This is a genomic window from Kocuria sp. CPCC 205231, from assembly GCF_040980965.1.
GTDB lineage: Bacteria > Actinomycetota > Actinomycetes > Actinomycetales > Micrococcaceae > Kocuria > Kocuria rosea.
Window position 1 is genome coordinate 239,324 of record NZ_JAVKPP010000001.1, and the last position, 22,548, is coordinate 261,871.

Annotated in this window: 20 protein-coding genes; 13 read left to right on the forward strand and 7 right to left on the reverse strand. The window is 73.9% G+C overall.

Going from position 1 to position 22,548, the window contains the following annotated elements; translation table 11 throughout:
- Positions 1–39 precede the first annotated feature (39 nt).
- From RF640_RS01205 to RF640_RS01230, 6 genes are all read left to right on the forward strand, one after another.
- On the forward strand, positions 40–1,140 hold the full coding sequence (locus tag RF640_RS01205) for an alkene reductase (protein ID WP_035924250.1): 1,101 nt from the start codon (positions 40–42) through the stop codon (positions 1,138–1,140).
- Between the two features lie 105 nt (positions 1,141–1,245).
- A complete protein-coding gene (locus RF640_RS01210; protein ID WP_115163256.1) occupies positions 1,246–2,967 on the forward strand; it encodes an HNH endonuclease signature motif containing protein in 1,722 nt (573 codons plus the stop codon).
- 61 nt (positions 2,968–3,028) lie between these two features.
- Positions 3,029–3,280 carry a DUF3253 domain-containing protein gene (locus RF640_RS01215; protein ID WP_115163255.1) on the forward strand — a complete coding sequence of 84 codons (252 nt, stop codon included), beginning with the start codon at positions 3,029–3,031 and terminating at the stop codon, positions 3,278–3,280.
- Positions 3,281–3,313: 33 nt separating this feature from the next.
- Positions 3,314–4,042 (forward strand): hypothetical protein, encoded by a 729-nt coding sequence (locus RF640_RS01220; protein ID WP_244915825.1) that lies wholly within the window; start codon positions 3,314–3,316, stop codon positions 4,040–4,042.
- Between the two features lie 9 nt (positions 4,043–4,051).
- Entirely contained in the window at positions 4,052–4,567 is a 516-nt protein-coding gene (locus tag RF640_RS01225; RefSeq protein WP_109221616.1) for a methylated-DNA--[protein]-cysteine S-methyltransferase, read from the forward strand.
- Between the two features lie 33 nt (positions 4,568–4,600).
- Entirely contained in the window at positions 4,601–4,951 is a 351-nt protein-coding gene (locus tag RF640_RS01230; RefSeq protein ID WP_368826231.1) for a cupin, read from the forward strand.
- A gap of 15 nt (positions 4,952–4,966) precedes the next feature.
- On the opposite strand, the gene RF640_RS01235 is transcribed toward RF640_RS01230, so the two are convergent.
- Positions 4,967–6,034 (reverse strand): spore photoproduct lyase family protein, encoded by a 1,068-nt coding sequence (locus RF640_RS01235; RefSeq protein ID WP_031282142.1) that lies wholly within the window; start codon positions 6,032–6,034, stop codon positions 4,967–4,969.
- A gap of 152 nt (positions 6,035–6,186) precedes the next feature.
- Between RF640_RS01235 and RF640_RS01240 the strand changes: the two genes are divergently transcribed.
- Entirely contained in the window at positions 6,187–7,686 is a 1,500-nt protein-coding gene (locus RF640_RS01240) for an FAD-dependent oxidoreductase (protein WP_368826233.1), read from the forward strand.
- A gap of 84 nt (positions 7,687–7,770) precedes the next feature.
- Here RF640_RS01240 and RF640_RS01245 read toward each other — a convergent pair whose 3' ends face one another.
- Complete coding sequence (locus RF640_RS01245) at positions 7,771–7,992, reverse strand: hypothetical protein (protein WP_017831777.1); 222 nt, start codon at positions 7,990–7,992, stop codon at positions 7,771–7,773.
- 342 nt (positions 7,993–8,334) lie between these two features.
- Here RF640_RS01245 and RF640_RS01250 point away from each other — a divergent pair, with 342 nt between their 5' ends.
- Positions 8,335–9,228: a PIG-L deacetylase family protein gene (locus RF640_RS01250; RefSeq protein ID WP_237740395.1), complete on the forward strand. Its 894-nt coding sequence runs from the start codon at positions 8,335–8,337 to the stop codon at positions 9,226–9,228.
- An 84-nt stretch (positions 9,229–9,312) separates the two neighbouring features.
- Here RF640_RS01250 and RF640_RS01255 read toward each other — a convergent pair whose 3' ends face one another.
- Positions 9,313–10,668: a glucose-6-phosphate dehydrogenase gene (locus tag RF640_RS01255; protein ID WP_251356262.1), complete on the reverse strand. Its 1,356-nt coding sequence runs from the start codon at positions 10,666–10,668 to the stop codon at positions 9,313–9,315.
- Positions 10,669–10,763: 95 nt separating this feature from the next.
- On the opposite strand from RF640_RS01255, the gene RF640_RS01260 reads away from it, so the two are divergent.
- On the forward strand, positions 10,764–12,719 hold the full coding sequence (locus tag RF640_RS01260) for a glycoside hydrolase family 15 protein (RefSeq protein WP_017831780.1): 1,956 nt from the start codon (positions 10,764–10,766) through the stop codon (positions 12,717–12,719).
- 102 nt (positions 12,720–12,821) lie between these two features.
- A complete protein-coding gene (locus RF640_RS01265; protein WP_284563035.1) occupies positions 12,822–13,715 on the forward strand; it encodes a fructosamine kinase family protein in 894 nt (297 codons plus the stop codon).
- 37 nt (positions 13,716–13,752) lie between these two features.
- Here the strand turns inward: RF640_RS01265 and RF640_RS01270 are convergent, their stop codons facing one another.
- Positions 13,753–14,676, reverse strand: a complete 924-nt coding sequence (locus RF640_RS01270) for a tryptophan-rich sensory protein (RefSeq protein WP_368826236.1) — start codon at positions 14,674–14,676, stop codon at positions 13,753–13,755.
- 205 nt (positions 14,677–14,881) lie between these two features.
- Between RF640_RS01270 and RF640_RS01275 the strand changes: the two genes are divergently transcribed.
- Complete coding sequence (locus RF640_RS01275) at positions 14,882–16,165, forward strand: saccharopine dehydrogenase NADP-binding domain-containing protein (RefSeq protein WP_368826238.1); 1,284 nt, start codon at positions 14,882–14,884, stop codon at positions 16,163–16,165.
- Between the two features lie 243 nt (positions 16,166–16,408).
- On the opposite strand, the gene RF640_RS01280 is transcribed toward RF640_RS01275, so the two are convergent.
- From RF640_RS01280 to RF640_RS01290, 3 genes are all read right to left on the reverse strand, one after another.
- The gene (locus RF640_RS01280) at positions 16,409–17,584 is read right to left on the reverse strand and encodes a zinc-dependent alcohol dehydrogenase (protein ID WP_058875064.1); all 1,176 of its coding nucleotides are present in this window, start codon (positions 17,582–17,584) and stop codon (positions 16,409–16,411) included.
- 72 nt (positions 17,585–17,656) lie between these two features.
- Positions 17,657–18,436 carry a hypothetical protein gene (locus RF640_RS01285; RefSeq protein WP_217905338.1) on the reverse strand — a complete coding sequence of 260 codons (780 nt, stop codon included), beginning with the start codon at positions 18,434–18,436 and terminating at the stop codon, positions 17,657–17,659.
- Positions 18,437–18,557: 121 nt separating this feature from the next.
- Positions 18,558–19,046 carry a hypothetical protein gene (locus RF640_RS01290; RefSeq protein WP_368826240.1) on the reverse strand — a complete coding sequence of 163 codons (489 nt, stop codon included), beginning with the start codon at positions 19,044–19,046 and terminating at the stop codon, positions 18,558–18,560.
- 180 nt (positions 19,047–19,226) lie between these two features.
- Here RF640_RS01290 and RF640_RS01295 point away from each other — a divergent pair, with 180 nt between their 5' ends.
- Positions 19,227–19,889, forward strand: a complete 663-nt coding sequence (locus RF640_RS01295) for a TetR/AcrR family transcriptional regulator (protein WP_017831787.1) — start codon at positions 19,227–19,229, stop codon at positions 19,887–19,889.
- 63 nt (positions 19,890–19,952) lie between these two features.
- Positions 19,953–22,511, forward strand: coding sequence for an MMPL family transporter (locus RF640_RS01300; protein WP_176337132.1), 2,559 nt, complete (start codon positions 19,953–19,955; stop codon positions 22,509–22,511).
- Positions 22,512–22,548 lie beyond the last annotated feature (37 nt).

The window sequence follows — 22,548 nt, forward strand, 5'->3', positions numbered from 1 at the left end:
GGGGGATCTCCTGTTGACACGGAAAGAACCAGTTCCCTGATGAAAGGCCTCCCCGTGCCGCACTCCACCCTGACCACCCCCGTCACCCTCGGCTCCCTCGAGCTGCCGAACCGCCTGGTCATGGCGCCGCTCACCCGGATGCGCTCCGGCCGGGACGGCGTCCCCGGCGAGCTCAACGTGGAGCACTACACCCAGCGCGCCTCGATGGGCCTCATCGTCACCGAGGGCACGTACCCCGACGTGGTGGGGCAGGGCTTCGCCTACCAGCCCGGCATCGAGACGCCCGAGCAGGTCGAGGGCTGGCGCCGGGTGGCCGAGAGCGTGCACGCCGCCGACGGCCGCCTGTTCATGCAGGTCATGCACGCCGGGCGCGTCACGCACCCGGACATCAACGGCGGCTCCCAGCCGGTGGCCCCGAGTGCTCTCGCGATCGAGGGGAAGACGCACACCTACCAGGGCAAGGCCGACTACCCCGTGCCGCACGCGCTGACCGCCGAGGAGCTGCCGGGCGTGGTGGAGTCCTTCGTCCGGGCCTCTCGCAACGCGATCGAGGCGGGCCTGGACGGTGTGGAGATCCACGGCGCGAACGGCTACCTGCTGCACGAGTTCCTCGCGCCGGGCGCCAACCAGCGCACCGACGAGTACGGCGGCTCCCCCGAGAACCGCGCCCGCTTCGTGGTCGAGCTGGTCCGGGCCGTGGCCGAGGCCGTCGGTGCGGAGAAGGTCGGTCTGCGGATCTCGCCCGAGCACAACATCCAGGACGCCTGGGAGACGGACCACGAGGACGTCCGGGCCACGTACGCCGCTCTCGTCGACGGCATCGGGGACCTCGGCCTCGCCTACCTCTCCGTGCTGCACAAGGAGCCGGCGGGGGAGTTCGTCCAGGGGCTGCGCACCCGCTTCGGCGGCGCCTTCCTGGCCAACAGCGGCTTCAGCGACGTCCCGACCACCCGGGAGGAGAGCGTGCAGCTGATCGAGGAGGGGGTGGCGGACGGCGTCGTCGTCGGGCGCCCGGCGATCGCGAACCCGGACCTGGCGCGGCGCTGGGCGGAGGGTCTGCCGGAGAACGTGCCGGACCCGCGGACCTTCTACACGCAGAGCGCCGAGGGCTACACGGACTACCCGTTCGCGCAGGCCTGAGCCACTCCCCGCGTCCCGCCCGGCCCTGCCGGGCGGGACGCGGGGACCCTCGACGGTGGTCCGGATCACGTCTTAGCGTGTCGGAACCGGTTGGGACCATGAACCATGGCCGCCACCGCCGTTCCGCCGCGAAGCCTGGAGGACGCCCTCCGGGAGGAGACGGACCTGGCCGAGATCGGCGAGGAGTTCTCCGCCGGCGTGCGGGCGCTGGTCGAGGAGTCCCGCGCGGAGGCCCGGGCCGCGGGGCGCCAGTACCGGCTGCTCCACCGGCTCTGGCAGCTGCAGGAGGAGGCCCGGGAGCAGCGCTGGATGGTGGAGGCGCTCTGGATGCGCCCCGAGGCGGACCGGCTGGGCCCGCACTCCCTCGAGCCCGCTGAGCAGACGGTGCGGGACGTGGCCGATGAGGTCGGTCCGGCCCTCCGGCTCCCCGCGGGCACCGCGCTGCGCCGTGTCGAGGACGCCGTGCTGCTCGCGGAGTCCCTGCCCGAGGTCCTCGAGGCGCTTGAGCAGGGCCAGGTGGGCTTCCGGCAGGCGGGAGTGCTCGTCGAGCTGTGGCGCGAGCTGGTGTGGGACGCCGCCGGTCTCCCGCCGGAGCGGCGGGCGCCGGTCCAGGCCGTCCAGCGGATCGTCGACGAGCTGCTCCTCCGGGCCCCCGGCAGCACCGTGGCCCAGCTGCGCGCCCTCGCCCGCCGACGCCGCGCAGGTCTGCTGCGGGAGACCGAGGAGCAGCGCCACCGGCTGGCGCTGCGGGACCGGCGCGTGTGGGTCGAACCCCGGGAGGACGGCATGGCACAGCTGTGCGCCCTCCTGGACGCGGCCACCGCGCACGCCATCCAGGACCGCCTCGACACGCTGGTCGACCGGGCGGTCACCGCGGTCCCGCCCGAGGTCCTCCCCTCGCAGGTCCTGGCCACGGCATCGCCCGCGTCGTCCGCCGCGGGCGCCCCGGACGGCGGACCGTCGGATCCCGCCGTCGGGGCTCCGGAGCGCCGCACGGTGCTCCAGCTGCGCGCCGACGTGCTGGCGGACCTCCTGCTCGACGGCGAGCCCGCTGACCTGCCCGACCGTCTTCGCGGCATCCGCGGGCACGTGACGGTCACCGTGCCCGCTCTCGCGCTCCTCGAGAACGCCGGGACGCTGCCCCCCGGTTCCATCGAGGGCCTGCCGCGCACTCCCCGCTGTGCGGAGCTGGAGGGCTACGGGCCCATCCCGGTCGGTCTGGCGGAGCGGATCGCGGCGCGCGCGCCCTCCTGGTCACGGATCCTCACCCATCCCGTCACGGGGACCGTCCTGGACCGGGACCGCAGCACCTATGCCGTGCCCGCCGATCTCAAGCACCGGCTGCGAGCCAGGGACGGCACGTGCCGCTTCCCGGGCTGTCGACGCCGGGCGTCGCGGTGCGACCTCGACCACACCGTCGCCTGGGCGGACGGCGGTCGGACCTCGGCGGACAACCTCGCACACCTGTGCCGGCACCACCACCTGCTCAAGCACCGGGACGGTCCGCTCGGCCGGTGGCGGGTGGAGCACGTGGCCCCCGAGCGCCTCGTCCCCGAGCTGCTGGAGCCAGGGTGCCTGGAGTCCGGCCACCCGCGGCTCTGGCCGGCAGGGCCTGCCCCCAAGGACTCCGGGGACGAGAGCCTGCTGCACGACCACGGGGTGCTGGAGTGGACCTCGCCTGCAGGGCAGATCCATCGGACCTATCCGCAGGAGCACCACCATCCGGTCCCGGAGCGCGCACCGTACTTCCTCGCAGTCCCCGCGCCGCACGGTGCCCCGCGCTCCGCTTCTCGGCCTGGTCCGGCCGACGACCCACCGCCGTTCTGACATCCTGGAGGCGGGGCCCGGCCCCTGGACCCTGGACCCCGGTGAGACGGAGGAGCTGCCCGTGACCACCCCGTCGCCCAGCGAGGTGCGCTCGGTGCTGCTCGACCTGGTCCGCCGCCGCGGGGCCGGGAAGACCGTGTGTCCTTCCGAGGCCGCCCGCGCTCTGGCCGCCGAGGGCTGGCGGGACCTGATGGAGGACGTGCGTCAGGAGGCGTACCGGATGGCCGACGACGGGCTCGTGGACATCACCCAGCAGGGCCGCGTGGTCGACGGCCGGACAGCCCGCGGGCCGATCCGCGTCCGACTCCGCTGAGCCGGGCGCGCGCCCCCGGGTAGCGTGGGGGTCATGACGTCCCCACCCATCAGCGCCCTCCTCGGGTCCGCGGCCCGGGCGCCGTTCGTCCTGCTCAAGCAGTTCCGGCCCCAGCGGCCCATCCACTCGGAGGGCGTCGGGCTCGAGGGCGTCCTGATCCGCACGGGCGGCGGCACCAGTGGCATCCACTGGATCGACGACGCCGGGGAGGATCCCGTGCGGGCCCGTTTCTCCCGCTCGATCGGCTTCCCGCAGGGGTGGCCGGACATCCTGGGCCTCGCCCTGCGCTGCCCCGTCCCGCCCTCCGGGCAGATGGAGGGCCGCAGCGACGGCCGGGCCGACATCCTCCTCGCGACCGCCGGCGGGGGGCGGTTCTCCCGCTTCGTCCCGACCTTCCACCGGCACGTGCCGGACAGCGCGTTCGCCTCCTTCATGCCCTACCGGGGTCTCGGCGGTCCGGTGCTGGTCGCCGCCCACCCCGAGCCGCGCACGGAGCGCCTGCCGGCCCGCCCCGACCTCTTCCGGGCGTCGGTCGCCGCCGAGCCCTGGGTTCTCGGTCTGCACTGGGCCACACCGCTCGGGCCGTGGCAGCGCTTCGGGACGGTCGAGCTCGGTCCCGGCGCGCCGTTCGGGGACGACGAACGGTTCGACCCCCTGCTCAACGTCCCCACGGGCGCCGAGAACTACGGGTGGACCTACCGGCTGCGGGAACCGTCCTACACCCTGGCCCGCGCCCCGCGGAGGCCGCTGGGCCGGGCGTAGAATCGGCCCATGGCACTGAGACTGAGCCCGGCGCCCACCACCGCGACCGTCCGGCGTCACGCCGTGGTGGAGTCGCCCATCGGCCCGCTGGCTCTCGTCGAGGAGGCGGGGGCGCTCGTGGCGCTCTCCGTCGAGGGCGCACGCCAGGGACCGGTCCCCACCTCCTTCGGGGCGCGCGACGACAGCCTCCTCCCGCACGTCCGCGAGCAGCTGGGCGAGTACTTCGCGGGACGGCTGCAGGAGTTCGACGCCGACGTCGTCCTCCACGGGACGCCGTTCCAGGTGCGCGTGTGGAACGCCCTCGCGCAGATCCCGTACGGCACGACCGGCACCTACGGGCAGGTGGCCCGCGCCGTCGGGGCACCCCGGGCGGCCCAGGCGGTCGGGGCGGCCAACGGCCGCAACCCCGTCAGCCTGCTGGTCCCGTGCCACCGGATCATCGGCGCCAACGGGCGGCTGACCGGCTACGCCGGCGGCATGGAACGCAAGGAGTACCTGCTGCGCCTCGAGGGCGCGCTGCTCTGAATCCGCACCGCTGACGCGCCACCAGGAGGACCCATGACCCGCCTCGACGACCTCGCCACCGCCAATCTCACCAAGGCGCGTGCCTCCGGCGCCGGGCGCAGAGCGGAGCTCGTGGTCCACGACGGCGTGCTGCGGCAGACGATGATGGCGCTGTGCGCCGGCAAGGAGCTCGCCGAGCACGTCTCCCCGCCCGCCGCCACCCTCCAGCTGCTGCGCGGCCGGGTCCGGGTGCTCAAGCGCGGCCAGCTCGCCGAGGAGCTCACGGCAGGGGAGCTGCTGTCCCTCACCGACTCCCGCCACTCGGTGGAGGCGCTGGAGGACTCGGTGTTCCTGCTGACCACCGTCTCCCGGCCGTCGGACGGCTACGACCCCCGGGTGGCGTGACCCGCGGGCTCCGGCTCAGAACGCGTAGCGGACGTCGCAGTACGGCAGCTTCTCGTGGAGCAGGTCCAGGAACTGCTCCAGGTACCGCTGCTTGTCCCGGAACCGGTACCGCACGTTGAGGGCCCCGTTCTGGGAGCGCTTGGTCTCCTGGAGGTCCGGGCGCCACAGCACCTCCTCGGCCTTGGGGTGCCACTGCGTGTTGACCTCGTGGAGCTGGGCGTTGTGGGTCAGGAAGATGACCTCCGAGGCCAGCTGGTCCTTGGCCGCCGCGCTGAGACCGTCGTCGAGCTGCTCGAAGAGCTCGGCCCAGTCCTCCAGCCACGTGTCCGTGACGATCACCGGCGAGAAGTTCACGTGCACCTCGTAGCCGGCCGCCACGAAGTCGTCGATGGCGGCGATCCGCTCCGGCACCGGCGTGGTCCGGATGTCCGTGAGCTTGGCCAGGTGCGCCGGCATCAGCGAGAACCGCACCCGGGTCCGTCCCTGCGGGTCCCAGTCCAGCAGCTCCCGGTTGACGTACTTCGTGGCGAAGGACGCCTTGGCCGTGGGGTGGCGGCGGAACAGGTCCACGAGGTCCTGCACGTTGTCGCTGAGCAGGGCGTCCACCGAGCAGTCGCTGTTCTCCCCGAGGTCGTAGACCCACGCGTCCGGGTCGCACTGGTTGGGCTCCGGCTTGGTGCCCTGCCGGCCGATGTGCCGGTCCAGGTAGCCGGTGATCTGCTCGATGTTGGCGAAGACCGTCACCGGGTTGCTGTAGCCCTTCCGGCGCGGGACGTAGCAGTAGGCGCACGCCATGGCGCACCCGTTGGCCGTGGACGGCGCGATGAAGTCCGCCGACCGGCCGTTGGGCCGCGCCGCCAGCGACTTCTTGACCCCCAGCACCAGGGCCTCGCGCTTGATCCGCACCCACCGCCGCGCGTTGGTCTCGTCCCCGTGCAGCTCCGGGATCTGCCAGTGGCTCGGGACCTCCACCAGGGTGGCGTCCGGCCACCGTTCGAGGACCTGCCGCCCCCGGGGCAGCTCGGCGGCGGCCGGTTCGTAGTAGATGCGGGTGATGTCGACCATGGACGGTTCCGGGGGCATGCGGACGAGTCTAGGAACCGCCACCGACAGCGGGCTCGCGGAGTCCTCCCCGGGAATGGACAGTGGACTTCACACCTGATGGCCGACAGGATGGCACCAAAGTGCGACCGCAACGACCACTCCGGCAGCAGCGACCACGAGGGAGTTCCTCCATGAGATCCGTATGGCTCGACACGTACGAGGTGCCGTCCACCGCGACGGACCGGTTCGTCCCCGGCGCGCACTACGACACGGTGGTCGCAGGTGCCGGGCTGACCGGGCTGACCACCGCGGTGCTGCTGGCGCGTGCGGGCCAGCGGGTCGCCGTGCTCGAGGCGCGTTCCGTCGGGGCCGTCACCACGGGCAACACCACGGCGAAGCTGTCCCTGCTGCAGGGCACCACGCTCTCCCAGATCCACCGGCACCAGTCGGACGAGGTGCTGCGTGCCTACGCGGACGGGAACCGCGAGGGGATGGACTGGCTGGTCCGGTTCCTCGAGGAGCGCGGGGTCCCGTTCCAGCGCCGCGACGCCTACACCTACGCCACGACCTCGAAGGGCGCCTCCGCGCTGCGCAAGGAGCTCGAGGCCGCCCGCATCGCCGGGCTGCACATGAACTGGACCCGGGACACCGGCCTCCCCTACAAGGTCTCCGGGGCCATCACGATGCCGGACCAGGTCCAGTTCCACCCGATGGAGGTGCTCGGCGCCCTCGTCGCCGAGCTGAAGGAGCACGGCGGCACGCTCGTGGAAGGGGTCCGGGTCACCGGGGCCGGTGTCCGCTCACCCCTCTCGGTGCAGACCTCGCACGGCCCGGTGCGGGCCGACCGGCTCGTGCTCGCCACGGGCACCCCGGTCCTGGACCGCGGCGGGTACTTCGCGAAGCTCTCCCCGAACCGCTCCTACGCCCTGACCTACCGGGTCCCCGGGGCGCCGGGGTCCGTCCCGGAGGGCATGTACATCACCGCGGACAGCCCGACCCGCACGCTGCGCACCGTGCCGGTCGGCGGGGAGGAGCTGCTCCTGGTGGGCGGCAACGACCACGTGGTGGGACGGTCCGCCTCCCCGCAGGCGGCCGTGGACGACCTCGAGTCCTGGACGCAGCGCTGGTTCCCGGGGGCCGAGCGCACGCACGTGTGGGCGGCCCAGGACTACGAGTCGGTCAACCTCATCCCCTTCATCGGCACCCTGCCCCGCGGCGGCGGCAACATCTATCTCGCCACCGGCTACAACAAGTGGGGGATGAGCAACGCCGTCGCCGCCGCGATCGCGCTGAACGCCGAGATCCTCGGCGGCAGCGTGCCGTGGGCCGAGACGCTGGGCCGGCGCGTGACCTCGCCGTCGGACATCCTGACCGCCCTGCGCGTCAACGCGGGGGTGGGCCTCAACGCGCCCAAGGACTGGCTCAGGGCCGAGCTCAAGGAGCTGCCGGCCGGGGCGCCCGCGGAGGGGCAGGGCGTCGTCGGACGCGAGCACGGCCGCCCCGTGGCCGTGTCCACCGTCGACGGCACCACCTGCAAGGTCTCCGGCGTCTGCACGCACCTCGGCGGCGTGCTGCGCTGGAACGACGCCGAACGCTCGTGGGACTGCCCCCTGCACGGCTCCCGCTTCGCCGCCGACGGCTCCCTGCTCGAGGGCCCTGCCGTGAAGGACCTGCCTCGGGCCAGGCGCTGAGCCCGGTCCCGGACACGGCGGCGGCCCCCACCCGCAGAGGGGTGGGGGCCGCCGCGGCGTCCGGGGACGCGCTGTCCCGGGGACCTACTTCTTGGAGGAGGTCTCCTCGAGCTTCAGCGCGACGCCGATCGCGAAGAAGGTCGGCGTCCACTCGCCCACGAACAGGCCCCAGCGGTCGGCCTGGGGCTTGGACTTGCTCTTGCCGAGGCTGGCCGCCCAGGAGAGGACGGACAGGCCGATGGAGGCGAAGCCCGCCGCGTAGGCGTGCTCGCTGCGGACACCAAGGTTCTGGATCGTGCTGATCATGGACGTACCTCTTTCCTGTGGTGGTCACCGTGAACGGTGAACTCCTCGAGCGGTGTCCGCCCAGTCTCACACGAAACGGAGCAATACGAAAGCAGGCTGACTATAAAGTTGGCCAGGTGCGTCGCCGGCCGATGTGGGCGGATGTGGGGTCGTCCGAACGGCCATTAACGGATGCAAAAAACTGTTTCCTCATGCAAACTGATCCATACCCGACCCGGTGGTGACCACCGCGGCGGGGTGGACGTCGAACCGGTCGGGGGGCCGGTGGCGTCATCGACCCGGAGCGAAGGAGCTTCCGGGCCGGGCCGATCATTCCTGGGGGGAAACATGTTGCCATCCGTCGTGGGTGCTCTGCTGAGCACCGTCGTCCTCGTCTACGTCCTGTCGAACGCCGCCTACACGCGGCACAAGCGGTTCATCGCCGGGGCCAGGTCGCTGCGCCAGGCCATCGTCGCCGTGTACGCGGTGCTGCTGGTGCTCAACCTGTGGTGCGCCACGATCATGCCCGTGACCCTGGTCTGCGACGCGATCGCGGTGGCCACCCTGGTCGCCACCGGGGTCTTCGGCTTCGTCATCGCCGAGCGGCGGATCCCCGCCACCACCGTGGTCGAGCGCCGGAAGGTGCTGGCCGTGGGGGCGCACCCGGACGACCTCGAGCTCGCCTGCGGGGCAACCCTGGCCAAGCTGGTCGACACCGGCCACGAGGTCCGCGGCCTGGTGATGAGCTCCGGCGAGGTCGGAGGCAACGCCGGGCTGCGACCGGCCGAGGCCCAGCGCGGCGCCTCGTTCCTGGGGCTGACGGGTCTGCGGGTGCACGAGTTCCCGGACACGAAGCTCGAGACGGTCACCAACGACATGGTCCGGGCCATCGAGGCCGCGATCCGGGAGTTCGAGCCGGACGTGATCTTCACCCACTCGGCCCACGACCAGCACCAGGACCACTACGCGGTGCACCAGGCCACCCTGCGCGCCGCCCGGGCCCACCACTCGATCCTGTGCTTCGAGTCCCCGTCGGTGACCCGCGACTTCGACCCGTCCGTGTTCGTGGACATCGACGGCTACGTCGACGTCAAGGTCGAGGCCGTGCTCTCCCACCGGGACCAGGCCGGCAAGCCCTACATGACCCCCGGGCGGGTGCGCGGGATGGCCGCCTTCCGCGGGGCGCAGGCGAAGAACACCAACGCGGAGGCCTTCGAGCCGGTCCGCCTGCTCGGCTCCGCGATCGGCGACCTCTAGCCCCCGGGGCGCCGGGCGGCCGGGCGCCCCGGGGCGTTCCCGCGGACGCCCGGCGCCCGGCCGCGGTCCGGCCGGTGCCGCCGCTCAGACGGGCCCGGAGCTGCCGGCCGGGTACTCGAGCAGCGGGACCCGGCCGTCCTCGAAGGCGGCCAGCACCTCGTCGACGATGCGCCACCCCTGCTCCGCCGCGTCCCCGCGGACGCCGAAGGTGTGGTCGCCCTCGAGGACGCCCCGCAGCACGCTGCCGTAGGCGGTCAGGCCCGGCCTGGCCATCCCGGACGAGAGCGTCACCCGGGTCATGCCCCGGGAGTCGAAGGGCCCGCCCACGTTCAGCTCCAGGGTCAGCTGCTCCTCCTCGAGGCCCATGCGCAGGACGTCCGGCGCGACGTCCCCCGAGCGGGGCAGCTGCTCGTAGTCGTGCGGCGGGCGGCGGAACGTGATGGCGATCTCCTGGCGGGGGTTGCCGATCGCCTTGCCCGAGCGCAGGGTGACGGGCACGCCGTTCCAGCGCCACGTGTCGACCTCGAGGACCACCTGCGCGAACGTCTCCGTCCCGCGCTCCGGGTCCACGCCGTCCTCGGCCGTGTAGTCGGGCAGCTCACGGCCGTCCACGCTGCCGGCGGTGTAGCGGCCCCGGGTCGCGGCGCCCGCCGCGTCGCCCTGCCAGAGCTTCGTGGCCCGCAGGACGTGGCTGGTCAGCGTGGGGATCTCCACCTGGTCGAAGGAGGAGGGCGGTTCCATCATGACGAGGGCCATGACCTGCAGCAGGTGGGACTGGATCATGTCCCGCAGCGCTCCCGTGGCCTCGTAGAAGCCCGCGCGGCCCTCCAGGCCCAGGGTCTCGTCGAAGACGATCTCCACGGACTCCACGTGCTCCCGGCTCATGAGCGGCTCCAGCAGCCGGTTGGCGAAGCGCAGCCCCACGAAGTTGAGCACCGCCGGCATGCCCAGGAAGTGGTCCACCCGGAAGGTCCGCTCCTCGGGGACGAGCCGGCCCACGAGCCGGTTCAGCTCCCGCGCGGTCCGCGTGTCGGAGCCGATCGGCTTCTCGAGGGCCAGCACCAGGTCCTCCGGCAGGTCCAGCCCGGCCATGACCTCGCACGCCTGCGCGGTCACCGCGGGAGGCAGGGCGAAGTACAGGCAGACGGGGCCCTCGACGTCGTCGAGCAGCCGCTCGAGGTCCCCGGCGTCGGTGACGTCGCCCGCCACGTAGCGGGCGGTCTCCCGGGTGTGCGCGGCGGCGGGCCCGCTCGCGCCGACGGAGTCGAAGGCCTCGGCCACGACCTGTGCCCAGTCCTCCGCGGGTTCCCGCGAGGAGCCGACCACGTCGATGCGCAGCTCCGGGGCCGAGCTCAGGAGCGTGCCCAGGCCCGGCAGGAGCAGGCGGGACGTGAGGTCGCCGGTGGCGCCGAAGATGATCAGGGTCCTGATGCTTGTCATGCCAGCACGGTACCCCGGGCCAGGGGGGCGCACACCCGCGCGCCCCCCTGGCCTGCGCCGACCGGACGCCCGGCCGCGGCTGGTTGAATGGGCGGATGAACGACGACGCGAACCGGCCCCGGTCCACCCCTCTGGAGGACTACGCGCTCCTGTCCGACCTGCACACCGGGCCGCTCGTGTCCCGGGACGGCAGCGTCGACTGGCTGTGCTTCCCCCGCTTCGACTCCCCGTCGGTCTTCGCGGCCCTGCTGGGCACGCCCGAGGACGGACGCTGGAAGCTCTCCGCCGTCGACGGCGTGGTCACGTCGCGCCGCTACCTGCCCCGCACCTTCGTGCTGGAGACGACGTGGCGCACCCCCACCGGGACCGTCGTGGTGACCGACTTCCTGCCCCCGGCGGCCGCCGGCGACGACCACCCCGACCACGCCGACCTCGTGCGGCGGGTCGAGTGCGTCTCGGGGACGGTCGAGGTGGAGCACGACCTGAGGATCCGCTTCGACTACGGGCGCGCCGTGCCCTGGACGCGGCGAGTCGACATCGACGGCAACGGCACCTGCGGGCAGCTCTCCATCGCCGGCCCCGACGCCCTGCTCCTGACCGGGCCGATGCTGCACCCCGAGGACTTCCCCCGCGTCGAGCCGCTCGAGGACGCCGCCCCGGACGCGGCCCCAGCCGCCGCCCCGGAGCAGCCCGGGGACCTCGACGAGGACGAGGGTGCCGTGGCCGACCGGCTCGGCGGGCGCTTCGGGCTCTCGGCCGGGGAGTCCCTCGACTGGGTGCTGACCTGGCACGAGTCCCACCACGGGCTGCCCACCCCCGTGGACCCCGCCGACGCCCTCGACCGCGCGGTGTCCTTCTGGACCGAGTGGTCCTCCCACGTGGGCACCCACAAGCGCCACGAGCAGGCCGTCCTGCGCTCGCTGCTCGTGCTGCGGGCCCTCACCCACCGCGGGACCGGCGGGATCGTCGCGGCCCCCACCACCTCCCTGCCCGAGGAGTTCGGGGGCAGCCGCAACTGGGACTACCGCTACACGTGGCTCCGGGACGCGGCACTGACCATCGAGGTGCTCGTCGCCCACGACTTCACCGACGGCGCGCTGCTCTGGCGCAACTGGCTGCTGCGGGCCGTGGCCGGGGATCCCGACCAGGTCCAGATCATGTACGGCCTGGCGGGGGAGCGCCGGCTGCCCGAGAGCGAGCTGGGCCACCTCGGCGGGTACGAGGGCTCGGCTCCGGTGCGGATCGGCAACGGCGCCGTGGGCCAGTTCCAGTCGGACGTCGTCGGGGAGGTCATGCTCGCGCTCGCCGCCCTCCGGGACGCCGGCGTGGAGGAGGACCGGTGGTCCTGGGGGTTGCAGAAGAACCTGCTGCGCTTCTGCGAGCGCAACTTCGACCGGGCCGGCCACGGGATCTGGGAGATGCGCGGGTCCGCCGCGTTCTTCGTGCACGGGCGCGCCATGATGTGGGCGGCCTTCGACCAGGGCGTGCGCGCCGTCGAGGAGCACGGGTTCTCCGGGCCGGTGGAGCGGTGGCGTGAGCTGCGGGACCGGCTGTGCGCCGAGATCCTGGAGCACGGCTTCGACACGGAGCTGAACACGTTCACGCAGACCTACGACAACACCGAGGTGGACGCCTCGCTGCTGCAGCTGCCGCACACGGGCTTCGTGGCCTACGACGACCCGCGGATGCTCGGCACCGTGGCCCGGATCGAGCGGGACCTGCGGGGGGCGCACGGGCTGGTGCACCGCTACCGGACCGCCTCCGGCCTGGACGGTCTGGAGGGCGACGAGTACCCCTTCCTCATCTGCACGTTCTGGCTCGTGGAGCAGTACGCGCGCAGCGGCCGGGTGGAGGACGCCGGTGAGCTCCTGGAGCAGCTCGCGGGCTACGCCAACGACCTCGGCCTCTACGCCGAGGAGTTCGACCCCGTCAGCGGGCGGCTCGCCGGGAACTTCCCCCAGGCGTTCAGCCACCTCGGGTTCATCCGCGCCGTCGACGCCGTGGTGCGGGCACGGGCCGGCGTGGACCTCACGGATCGGCTCCAGACGTAGGCGGGACGCGGCGAGGCACCGGCCGGACGCCGGCATGACGCCGGCAGGGTCTCCCCGCGGAGCACGGGCACGGAGCAGGACGCATCGACCAGGACGGACAGCATGAGCACCTTCGACCGGGCGGCCGATCTGCCGCACGACCTCACCGACGAGCTCCTCGACGGCCTCGGGGTGGAACGGGCCACCCCGCTGGGCGGCGGCGACACCGCGGCGGCCTTCCGCCTGGAGACGGCGCGGGGGCCCCTGTTCGCGAAGACCATGGCGGACCCGCCCGCCGGGATGATGGCGGCGGAGGTCGCGGGACTGCACGCCCTGCGGGAGCACGTGCCGGAGCTCCTCGGGGTGCCGGAGGTCGTGCGGTGGACGGACGACGGCATCGTCCTCGAGTGGATCGACGAGGCCCCGGGCCGGCGCCCGTCCGGGACCGAGGCGGAGTGCGGGCGCGGGCTCGCGGCGCTGCACCGGGTGCGGGGGAAGGCCTTCGGCGGGCTCGACCCGGAGCTGCCCGGGCGGATCGGGTCCTTCGCGGTGGACCTGTCCCCGACCCAGGACTGGGCCGCGTTCCTGCTCGACCGGCGGATCCGCCCGCTCCTGCGGGACGCGCTCGGGACCGGCCGGATCGCCCCGCACGCCGCGGACCTGCTCGAGGAGCTCGCCCCGCGGGCCGAGGAGCTCGCGGGGCCGCCGGAGCCCCCCACCCTGGTGCACGGCGACCTGTGGGCCGGGAACCGGCTCGTGGACGTCCGGGGCCGGAACTGGCTGATCGACCCGTCGGCGCACTGGGGCCACCGCGAGGTCGACATCGCGATGATGCTGCTGTTCGGCGGCTTCGGCGAGGAGTGCCTGGCCGCCTACGACGCCGAGCACCCGCTCGCGCCCGGCTGGCAGGAGCGGGTGCCGTGGTACCAGCTGCCGCCGCTGCTGGTGCACGCCGTCCGGTTCGGCGGCGGCTACGGGGACGCGGCCGTGCGGGCGCTCGGGCAGCTGCGCGGCTGACCGGCCGCGCCGGGAAGCGGCGGCGGGAGCAGGGTCCTCAGCGCTGCTCGCCCACCGCCCGGTCCTCCACGGCCCGACCGGCCCGGCGCCGCTCGGCCCGGCGCCGCTCTGCCTCGTGCTGGTCGGCATGCTGTGCGCCGGTGCCGGCACCGGCACGGCGGCGGACGTACGCCGTGGCCAGCACCACCAGGACCGCCGCCGCGGCCGCGCCCCAGGCCAGGAGCACGGACCGCGGCTCGTCCGTGGCCCGGCCGACCGCGATCCAGCACAGCCCCCACGCGGAGGCGGCGGCCACGGCCCAGCGCCCGCCGACCCGCCGCTGGATGGCGGCGACCACCGCCGCGAGCACGAGCACGACGACGACGCCGATCCACTCGGCGCCCCGGCCCTCCTGCGACACGCCCGAGGACACGAGGGCGGCCGCCACGTTGGCCGCCGTCGCGACGGACACCCAGCCCAGGTACAGCCCGAAGGTGCCGTCGACCACGATCAGGTCGAGCGGGCCGCGCCGGCCGGGGACCTCGGTCAGGCGCACCACCAGCAGGCCCAGGACCAGGACCAGGGCGACGATCACCCCGACGCTGGCCCAGATCCAGCCCTGCTGGGTGACCAGCAGCCAGCCGGCGTTGAGGAGCATGGACGCCGCCGCGAGCCGGCCGGTGGCGCGGGCCCGGGGGTCCGTCGTCCGCGAGGGCAGCCACTGCCAGACGGTGTAGGCGAACAGTCCCAGGTAGATGACCGACCAGATCGAGAACGCCGTGCCGGCCGGGGCGAGCAGGGTGGCGTCCGCGGAGAGGCTGCCGCCGGACGACTCCTCGACCCGGGTGCCGAAGACGCCGATGCCGACGAGCGTGCCCAGCAGGCACGCGATCTCGCTGACGGTGACCAGGACCTGGCGGACGCGGTCCGCGCGGGTCGGCCGGAGGTCGGTGCGGCCGGTGCTGACAGGGGAGGCGGTCACGGCGGGGCCTTTCTCGAGTGGCGCGGTTCGGGAGTCGCGGGTCGGGACTCCCGGGGTGGCATGCAGGGGTCGGAGTGCACGGGTCGGAGTGCACGGGTCCTCGACCGCCACGGTAGGCCCTGGACCTGACCGCCACCAGGGGCGGGACGGGGCCCGGGGCATCCGCTCCCGGCCGGCGCCCGGGCCGTTCCCCTAGAGTGGCCGGATGGAACCCGAGCAGACGTCCCGGCCCGTCGTGGGCCTTCTCGGCGCCACCGGCATCACCGGGCGCGTGGCGCTGGCCCATCTCCTGGCGCGGGCGCCCGAGGCGGGGGTGGACGTCGTCGTCGGCGCCCGGGACCCCGAGCGCGTGCGAGCGCTGTGCGCCGACCGGGGCCTCCCCGTCCCCGAGGTCCTGCACGCCGACGTCGCCGAGCCCGGCTCGCTGCGCGCGTTCGTCCGGCGGGTCGACGTGCTGGTGAACCTCGCCGGGCCCTACACGCGGCTGGCGCCCCCGGTGCTCGCCGCGTGCGTGGCGGAGGGCACCCACTACCTGGACCTGACGGGCGAGTCGCAGCTCGCCCACCGCACCGACCGGGACCTGCACGAGGCCGCACGGGCCGCCGGGATCGCGATCGTGCACACCGCGGGCTTCGAGGCCCTGCCCGCCGACGTCCTCGTCGACGCCGCCCGCCGGCACGCCGCCGCGCGGGGCGAGACGCTGCGCTCCGCGGACCTCGTCACCTCCGTGCGCACGCCGCCGGGGACCGGGTTCTCGGACTCGGTCTCGGGCGGGACCGTGCAGAGCCTCGTCGAGGTGCTGCGGGACCCGGACCCCGCCCGCACCGGGGACGTCGCCGCCCGACTCCCGGACCCCGCGCCGGGCAGCGGGACCGCCGCGGACCCCGACGCCGTCCGCGCGACCAGCCCGCTCCGCCTGCGCGCCCGGACCGCCCGCGGCCGGGTGCTCGCGGCCATGAGCCCGCTCGCGGCGATCAATCCCCCGGTGGTGCACCGCACCCAGGCCCTCAGCCCCGTCCCGGGGGCCGCCGCGCACCCCCTGGCCTTCCGCGAGGCCATGGACGTCGGCCGCGCGGGCGGGCTCCGCGGGGCCGGGCGCTGCGCCGCCGCCGCGGCGGTGGCCGTCTTCCAGGCGCTCGCCGGCCTCGCCGCCGGCCTGCCGCACCCGGTGCGCGCGCGGCTCGCCGACGTCCTGGCGGGGGTCCTGCCCCAGGTCGGGACGGGCCCGGCCGGCGACGTGCTCACCGGCTGGTCCTGGACCACCCGCGGCGTGTTCACCACCCACGAGGGCAGCAGCTTCCCCGCGGTGCTGGAGGCGCAGGGCAACCCCGGCTACGGCACCACCCCGTGGCTGACCACGGAGCTCGCCCTGCGCATGGCGGTGCGCGGCGTCCCCGCCGCCGCCCTCGGCTCGAGCACGCCCGCCCTGGCCCTGGACGGCGACCTCGACGCCCTGCTGCCGGCCCGGGTGCGCATCACGGTGGGCTGAGCAGGTCGAGCTGAACTCGATGAGCTGAACCGGGCGAGCTGGACCCGGTGGGTTGCGCGGGTCGGGCTGAACAGGCGAGCTGAACTCGGTGGGTCTAGCGGGTCGGACTGAACAGGGCGAGCCGAACTCGTGGGCCCGGCGCGGCCGGCCGGGCACTGCCGGTGAGCGCCGGGGGCCGGGAACGCGCCGGCCCCCGTCCTTCGCGAGGAACGGGGGCCGGCGGCACGTCCGCGGTGGGCGGGGCTACGGCTTGAGCACCACCTTGATGCAGCCGTCCTCCTTCTTCTGGAACTTCTCGTACATCTCGGGCGCCTGCGCCAGCGGCACCTGGTGGGTCGCCAGGTCGAGCACGCCCAGCGGGTCCGAGGGGTCGTCCACGAGCGGCAGGAGCTCGTCGATCCAGAACTTCACGTTGCACTGGCCCATGCGCATCTGGACCTGCTTGTCGAACAGCGTGAGCATCGGCATGGGGTCCTTCATGCCGCCGTACACGCCGCTGAGCGAGATCGTCCCGCCGCGCCGGACGGCGTCGATGGCGGTGTACAGCGCGTCGAGCTTGTCCACCCCGGCCGTCTCCATCGCCTTGCGGCCCAGCGGGGACGGCAGCAGTCCCACCGCCTTGTGCGCCACGCCGGCCACGTGGGAGCCGTGCGCCTCCATCCCGACCGCGTCCACCACGGAGTCCGGACCGCGGCCGTCGGTGAGGTCCTTCAGTCGCTCGGCCACGTCGCCCGAGGAGTCCAGCGTCTCGATGCCGTGGCGCTCGGCCATCGCCCGGCGCTCGGCGACCGGGTCCACCGCGAGCACGCGGTAGCCCAGGTGCCGGCCGATCCGGGCGGACATCTGGCCGATCGGCCCCAGGCCCAGCACGGCCAGGGAGCCGCCCTCCGGGGGAGCGGCGTACTTCACGGCCTGCCACGCGGTGGGCACCACGTCGGAGAGGTACAGGTACCGCTCGTCCTCACCGGTCTCGGGGACCTTGATGGGCCCGTAGTCGGCGTGCGGCACCCGGAGGTACTCGGCCTGGCCGCCCGGCACCGAGCCGTAGAGCCGCGAGTAGCCGAGGAACGCCGCGCCGCTGTTGTACTCGCGGACCTGCGTGGTCTCGCACTGCGACTGCAGCCCCTGGTTGCACATGAAGCAGTGCCCGCAGGAGACGTTGAACGGGATGACCACACGGTCCCCGGCCTTGATGTGGGTGACGGCCGAGCCGACCTCCTCGACGATGCCCATCGGCTCGTGGCCGATGATGTCGCCCTTGTCCATGAACGGGCCCAGCACCTCGTACAGGTGCAGGTCCGACCCGCAGATCCCGGACGAGGTGATCCGGACGATCGCGTCCGTGGGCTCCTGGATCTGCGGATCCGGGACCTCCTCGACGCTCACGGAGCGCTTTCCCTGCCATGTCAGAGCCTTCATCGATCCTCCTTCTCAGGGCCGTCCCCTCCGGGCCGGATGGACAGCCTGCTGATCTGTTCGGTCGGCCCCAGCCTACTCGGCGCTCTCCCGGCCCGCATAGTGGCCGGTCCCGGACCCCGGTGCGGACCCCGGTCCGGGCTGCGAGGCAGCCTCTGATCCGGCCGCGGCCTCGCCCCGGAGGAAGTACGCCCCGACGGAGCCGGCGAGGGTGGCGAAGACGGCCACCGAGTAGAGCGCCAGCACCACCTCCAGCACGCGGGGGAAGCCTCCCTGCGCCCCGAGCTCCCGGCCCGTGACGGTGGACATCGCCGCGTCGGACAGCGCCGGGCCGTATCCCGCGTAGTGGCCGAGGACGTACAGCAGCTGGCTCGAGACCAGCACGACGACGCCGGTGACCGCCGCGAGCCAGCCGATCCTGCTGGACAGCAGCTTCCCCGCCGAGCGGGAGCCGCGCACCCCGGCCGAGAGCACGCTCCCCGCCCGCGTCAGGCGGGTGAGCCGGAGCAGCCGGGCGGCCTGCAGCGCACGGACGAAGCGCAGGAAGGGCAGCAGCAGGAACAGCACCTGCCACCAGTTGCGCTTCCAGAACCGGGCGGAGAACCCGGCGACGTAGGCCCGGAGCAGGAACTCGCCGACGAACACGGCCCAGAAGAGCCAGCCGACCACGTTGAGGAGGGCCACGAGCCCGGGGTCCTCGGCGAGCAGCTGCCCGAGCACCACGAACAGGAACAGCACGCCCAGCACGCCCATCGGCCGGTCGAGCCGGCGCGCGAGCCCCTCCGCGAGGCCTAGCTGCTCGGCCTCGTCGACCGGCCGCCGGTGCTCGTGCCGGGTGCCGTCGTTCCTCGCCACTGCTGTCCTCTCGGTCGCGCCGGTCTGCTCCTGGCCCACGGTAGGGCACGGGCGCGCGGACCCTGCCCGGGGCGCGGGCGCAGGCCCGTCCGTCCGTCCGTCCGCGGGGGAGTGCGGAGGGTCAGTCCGTTCGCGTCACGGTCGCGTCGACGAGGATGAGCTCCTCGCCGCGGTCGACGTAGAGCTGCGCCGTCTCCTCGTCGGCGACCGCCTGCAGCGCCTCGTAGTCGTCGACCGTGAAGACGTCCCGCTCCTCCACCGTGCCGGTGGCCTCGACCTCGTCGCCCACGGACAGCCCCTCCGGCAGCTGGTCTGCGAGCACGAGCGTGTCCTCCGCGCCGATGGCGATCACCTGATGGGCCAGGACCTCCTGCACCTCGCCGGTGAGCGTCATGGCCTCGCCCACGAGCTCCTCGGTGGGCACGCCCGACTGGTCGGCGCGGGTCAGCTCGGTCTCCTCGGCGCAGCCGGCGGCGGTGCCGGCCAGGAGGAGCGCGGCCGCCGCGGAGGCTGCGGTCCGGGGGAAGCGGTGCATGGTGGTCTCCTCGTCGTCGTGCTGTGCTCGGTGCCGTTCCGGCAGGACGGGGACGACCGTACGCGGGAGGATCACCGTGCGGCCACCCCCGAGGGCCCTCCCGCAGGGTTCTCGCCGCGGATCGTGACCCGGCCGTGATCCTTCGCCCCCTCCATTTCCCGCGGTCGGCGTTCCGGGCGGGCCGCGTCCGGTGTGGCACGTTGCACAAAGTGCAATGTTGCACGGAGTGCATGGTTGCACCTAGTGTCAGCACTCGTGACGAACCTGCCCGCCGAGCCCGCCCGGCACCACCCCCCGGAGGACCGGCGGGAGGCCGTGAAGTACCACAACCGCCGCGCCATCATCGACGCCGCCGCGGCCCTGGCCGCGGAGCGCGGACTGGGGCGCTTCACCGTCAACGACCTCGCCGATCGGGCCGGGGTCTCGCGGCGCACCATCTTCAACCACTTCGCCTCCGCGGACGACGCGGTCTACGCGCGCTTCAGCGAGCTGCTCGGCGTGTTCGTCGACAACTTCGCGCGCGTCGTGGAGGCCACCCCGCCGCCCGCGAACCCCAGCCCCGGCGCCGTCCTCGAGCAGCTGGCCGACGTCATCGAGCGGACCGAGCTCGTCCCCGCCATGTGCCACATCGCCCACCTGATGGGCGCGAGCGGGGACAGCCCCATCACCGCGATGTGGGCGCACGAGGTGTTCCAGACCCTCACCGCCCGGCTGGCCGCCGAGATCACCGACCGGGTCCCCGGCGCACCCTCCTTCACCGTGGACCTGCTCGCAAGCCTGCTGCTCCACGCCCTGGCCGTGTCCTTCGAGCGGTGGGCCGAGGAGACCGGCGCGGTGGACACCCCGGACAGCCGCGAGACCTGGCGCCGGCTGCTGCGCACCGCCGTGGAGCGCCTGCGCCACGGCTTCGCCGACTGACCCGACCGACAGAGCACGACCCCCAGAGCACGACCCACGGAACACGACCGACAGAGAAGAGACATGGCACATCTGCTGTACCGACTCGGGCGCTTCGCCGCCCGTCGCGCCTGGGCCGTGGTCGCGGCCTGGGCGGTGGTCCTGCTCCTCGCCGGCGGCGCCTTCGCCGCCTTCGGCGGGCAGCTGACCAACGCGATCACCGTTCCCGGCACCGAGACCCAGCGGCTGGCCGACCGCCTGCAGAGCGAGCTGCCCGACGCCGGCCACGGCACCGGCCGGATCGTGTTCCAGACCGAGGACGGCGACCCGTTCACCGCGGACCAGCGCGAGCAGATCGGGAAGGCGCTCACCGAGGCGGAGGAGTCCCCGGGCGTCGACGGCGTCCTGGACCCGTTCGCCGCCCAGGACGAGCGCGAGGCGCAGGAGCAGCAGCTCGCGGACGGGCGCGAACAGGCCGCCGACGGCCGCGCGCAGCTCGACGCCGCCGAGGACACGCTCGACGAGAACCAGGAGAAGCTCGACACCGCCCGGGAGCAGGCCGAGCGGGCCGACGCCCCCGACCAGGTCCTCGACGAGCTCGACGAGCGCCAGGAGGCCCTCGACGACGGCCGCGCGGAGCTCGAGCGCAACCGGGAGCAGCTCGCGGACGGCCTGCCCGAGCTCGACCGCGGCGAGCGGATGATGGCCCTGGCCGAGGAGACCCGCACGGTCTCCGCGGACGGCACCACCGCGATGGCCGTGGTGACCTTCACCGCCGAGCAGCAGGCGGTCACCGCCGAGGAGAAGGAGTCCCTCCAGGCCGCCGTGGACGGCACGGAGATCGAGGGCGTGCAGGTCGACTACTCCCTGGAGATCGCCCAGGACATCTCCCAGCTCGTCGGCCCCGCCGAGGTGATCGGCGTGGTCATCGCCGGGATCGTGCTGCTCGTCATGCTCGGCACCCTCGTGGCCGCCGGCCTGCCCATCCTGATGGCACTCACCGGCGTGTCCGTCGGCGCCCTCGGCGTGCTGTCCTTCTCCGGGGTGCTGGACATGATGTCGGTGACCCCGATGCTGGGCGTCATGCTCGGACTGGCCGTGGGCATCGACTACTCGCTGTTCATCCTCAACCGGCACCGCCAGCAGCTGCTGGCCGGCACGGAGCTGCACGAGTCCATCGGCCTGGCCACCGGGACCTCCGGCAACGCGGTGGTCTTCGCCGGGCTGACCGTGATCATCGCCCTGGCCGCGCTCAACGTCACCGGCATCCCGTTCCTGGGCGTCATGGGCACCGCGGCGGCGGTCTGCGTGGCCGTGGCCGTGCTGGTCGCCGTGACCCTCACCCCGGCGCTGCTGTCCCTGGTGGGGGAGCGGCTGCTCTCCGCCCGCGCCCGGACCCGCGCGGCCCGCCGGCCCGCCCACCTCGGGGAACCCCGCCCCGGGGTGGCCACCCGCCACCCGGTGCTGACCCTCGTGGCCGGTGTGCTCGCGCTCGTCGTCGTCGCGCTCCCCGCGGCCTCGATGCGCCTGGGCCTGCCGGACGCCTCCTCCGAGCCCGAGGACTCCACCCAGTACCGCACCTACCAGGTCCTCGACGAGAAGTTCGGCGCCGGCGCCAACGGCCCGCTGCTCGTGGTCGCCGACCTGCCGGAGGGCACGGACGAGTCCGGGGCCGCCGATCTGCAGCTCGCCGTGGGCGAGGAGCTCATGGCGGAGGACGACGTCGTCTCGGTGGTCCCGGCGGGGCTGTCGGAGGACCACCGGACCGCCGCGTTCCAGGTCGTGCCCGTGGACGGCCCGGCCGCCGAGTCCACCGAGCGGCTCGTCAACGACCTGCGCGCCCTGTCCCCCGCCCTGGAGGACGAGCTCGGAGTGAGCATCGGCGTCACCGGCCAGACCGGCGGCAACATCGACGTCTCCCAGCTGCTGGCCGACGCGCTGCCGCTGTACCTCACCGTGGTGATCGGGCTGTCCCTGGTGCTGCTGGTGCTCGTCTTCCGCTCGATCCTCGTGCCGGTCGTGGCGACCGCCGGGTTCATGCTCTCCCTCTTCGCCGCGTTCGGCGCGGTGGTGGCGATCTACCAGTGGGGCTGGCTGGGCGGTCTGCTCGGCGTGCACGCGCCGGGCCCGGTCCTGAGCTTCCTGCCCACCATCCTCGTGGGCGTGCTGTTCGGCCTGGCCATGGACTACCAGCTGTTCCTCGTCTCCGGGATGCGGGAGGCGTTCGTGCACGGCCGCTCGGCGCGGGCCGCCGTGCAGGAGGGGCTCCAGGCCGGCCGGGCCGTGGTCACCGCCGCCGCGATCATCATGATCTCGGTGTTCGCCGGCTTCATGTTCTCCCACATGGCGATGATCCGGCCCCTGGGCTTCGGGCTCGCCTTCGGCGTGCTCGTCGACGCCTTCGTGGTGCGCATGACGCTGATCCCCGCGGTCATGCACCTGCTCGGCGACCGGGCCTGGTGGCTGCCCCGCTGGCTCGACCGGATCCTGCCGAACGTGGACGTGGAGGGCGACTCCCTGCGCCGCGACCGCACCCCCGCCCCCGAGGACCCGGCCGCCGCGGCCGACCCGAGCGGCTGGGGCGACGCGGCGCCGGGCCCGGACGCCGAGCGCGAGCTGGTCGGCGCCGGCCGGCGCGACTGACGCGGAGGTCCCCGGCGAGGACGGCGCGCCCCGTCAC

What these genes read in the sequence shown, in the direction of transcription:
- RF640_RS01205 (WP_035924250.1), top strand. Translation starts at nt 40, where the DNA reads ATGAAAGGCCTCCCCGTGCCGCACTCCACCCTGACCACCCCCGTCACC.
- RF640_RS01210 (WP_115163256.1), top strand. Translation starts at nt 1,246, where the DNA reads ATGGCCGCCACCGCCGTTCCGCCGCGAAGCCTGGAGGACGCCCTCCGG.
- RF640_RS01220 (WP_244915825.1), top strand. Translation starts at nt 3,314, where the DNA reads ATGACGTCCCCACCCATCAGCGCCCTCCTCGGGTCCGCGGCCCGGGCG.
- RF640_RS01225 (WP_109221616.1), top strand. Translation starts at nt 4,052, where the DNA reads ATGGCACTGAGACTGAGCCCGGCGCCCACCACCGCGACCGTCCGGCGT.
- RF640_RS01230 (WP_368826231.1), top strand. Translation starts at nt 4,601, where the DNA reads ATGACCCGCCTCGACGACCTCGCCACCGCCAATCTCACCAAGGCGCGT.
- RF640_RS01235 (WP_031282142.1), bottom strand. Translation starts at nt 6,034, where the DNA reads ATGCCCCCGGAACCGTCCATGGTCGACATCACCCGCATCTACTACGAA.
- RF640_RS01240 (WP_368826233.1), top strand. Translation starts at nt 6,187, where the DNA reads ATGAGATCCGTATGGCTCGACACGTACGAGGTGCCGTCCACCGCGACG.
- RF640_RS01245 (WP_017831777.1), bottom strand. Translation starts at nt 7,992, where the DNA reads ATGATCAGCACGATCCAGAACCTTGGTGTCCGCAGCGAGCACGCCTAC.
- RF640_RS01255 (WP_251356262.1), bottom strand. Translation starts at nt 10,668, where the DNA reads ATGACAAGCATCAGGACCCTGATCATCTTCGGCGCCACCGGCGACCTC.
- RF640_RS01260 (WP_017831780.1), top strand. Translation starts at nt 10,764, where the DNA reads ATGAACGACGACGCGAACCGGCCCCGGTCCACCCCTCTGGAGGACTAC.
- RF640_RS01265 (WP_284563035.1), top strand. Translation starts at nt 12,822, where the DNA reads ATGAGCACCTTCGACCGGGCGGCCGATCTGCCGCACGACCTCACCGAC.
- RF640_RS01275 (WP_368826238.1), top strand. Translation starts at nt 14,882, where the DNA reads ATGGAACCCGAGCAGACGTCCCGGCCCGTCGTGGGCCTTCTCGGCGCC.
- RF640_RS01280 (WP_058875064.1), bottom strand. Translation starts at nt 17,584, where the DNA reads ATGAAGGCTCTGACATGGCAGGGAAAGCGCTCCGTGAGCGTCGAGGAG.
- RF640_RS01300 (WP_176337132.1), top strand. Translation starts at nt 19,953, where the DNA reads ATGGCACATCTGCTGTACCGACTCGGGCGCTTCGCCGCCCGTCGCGCC.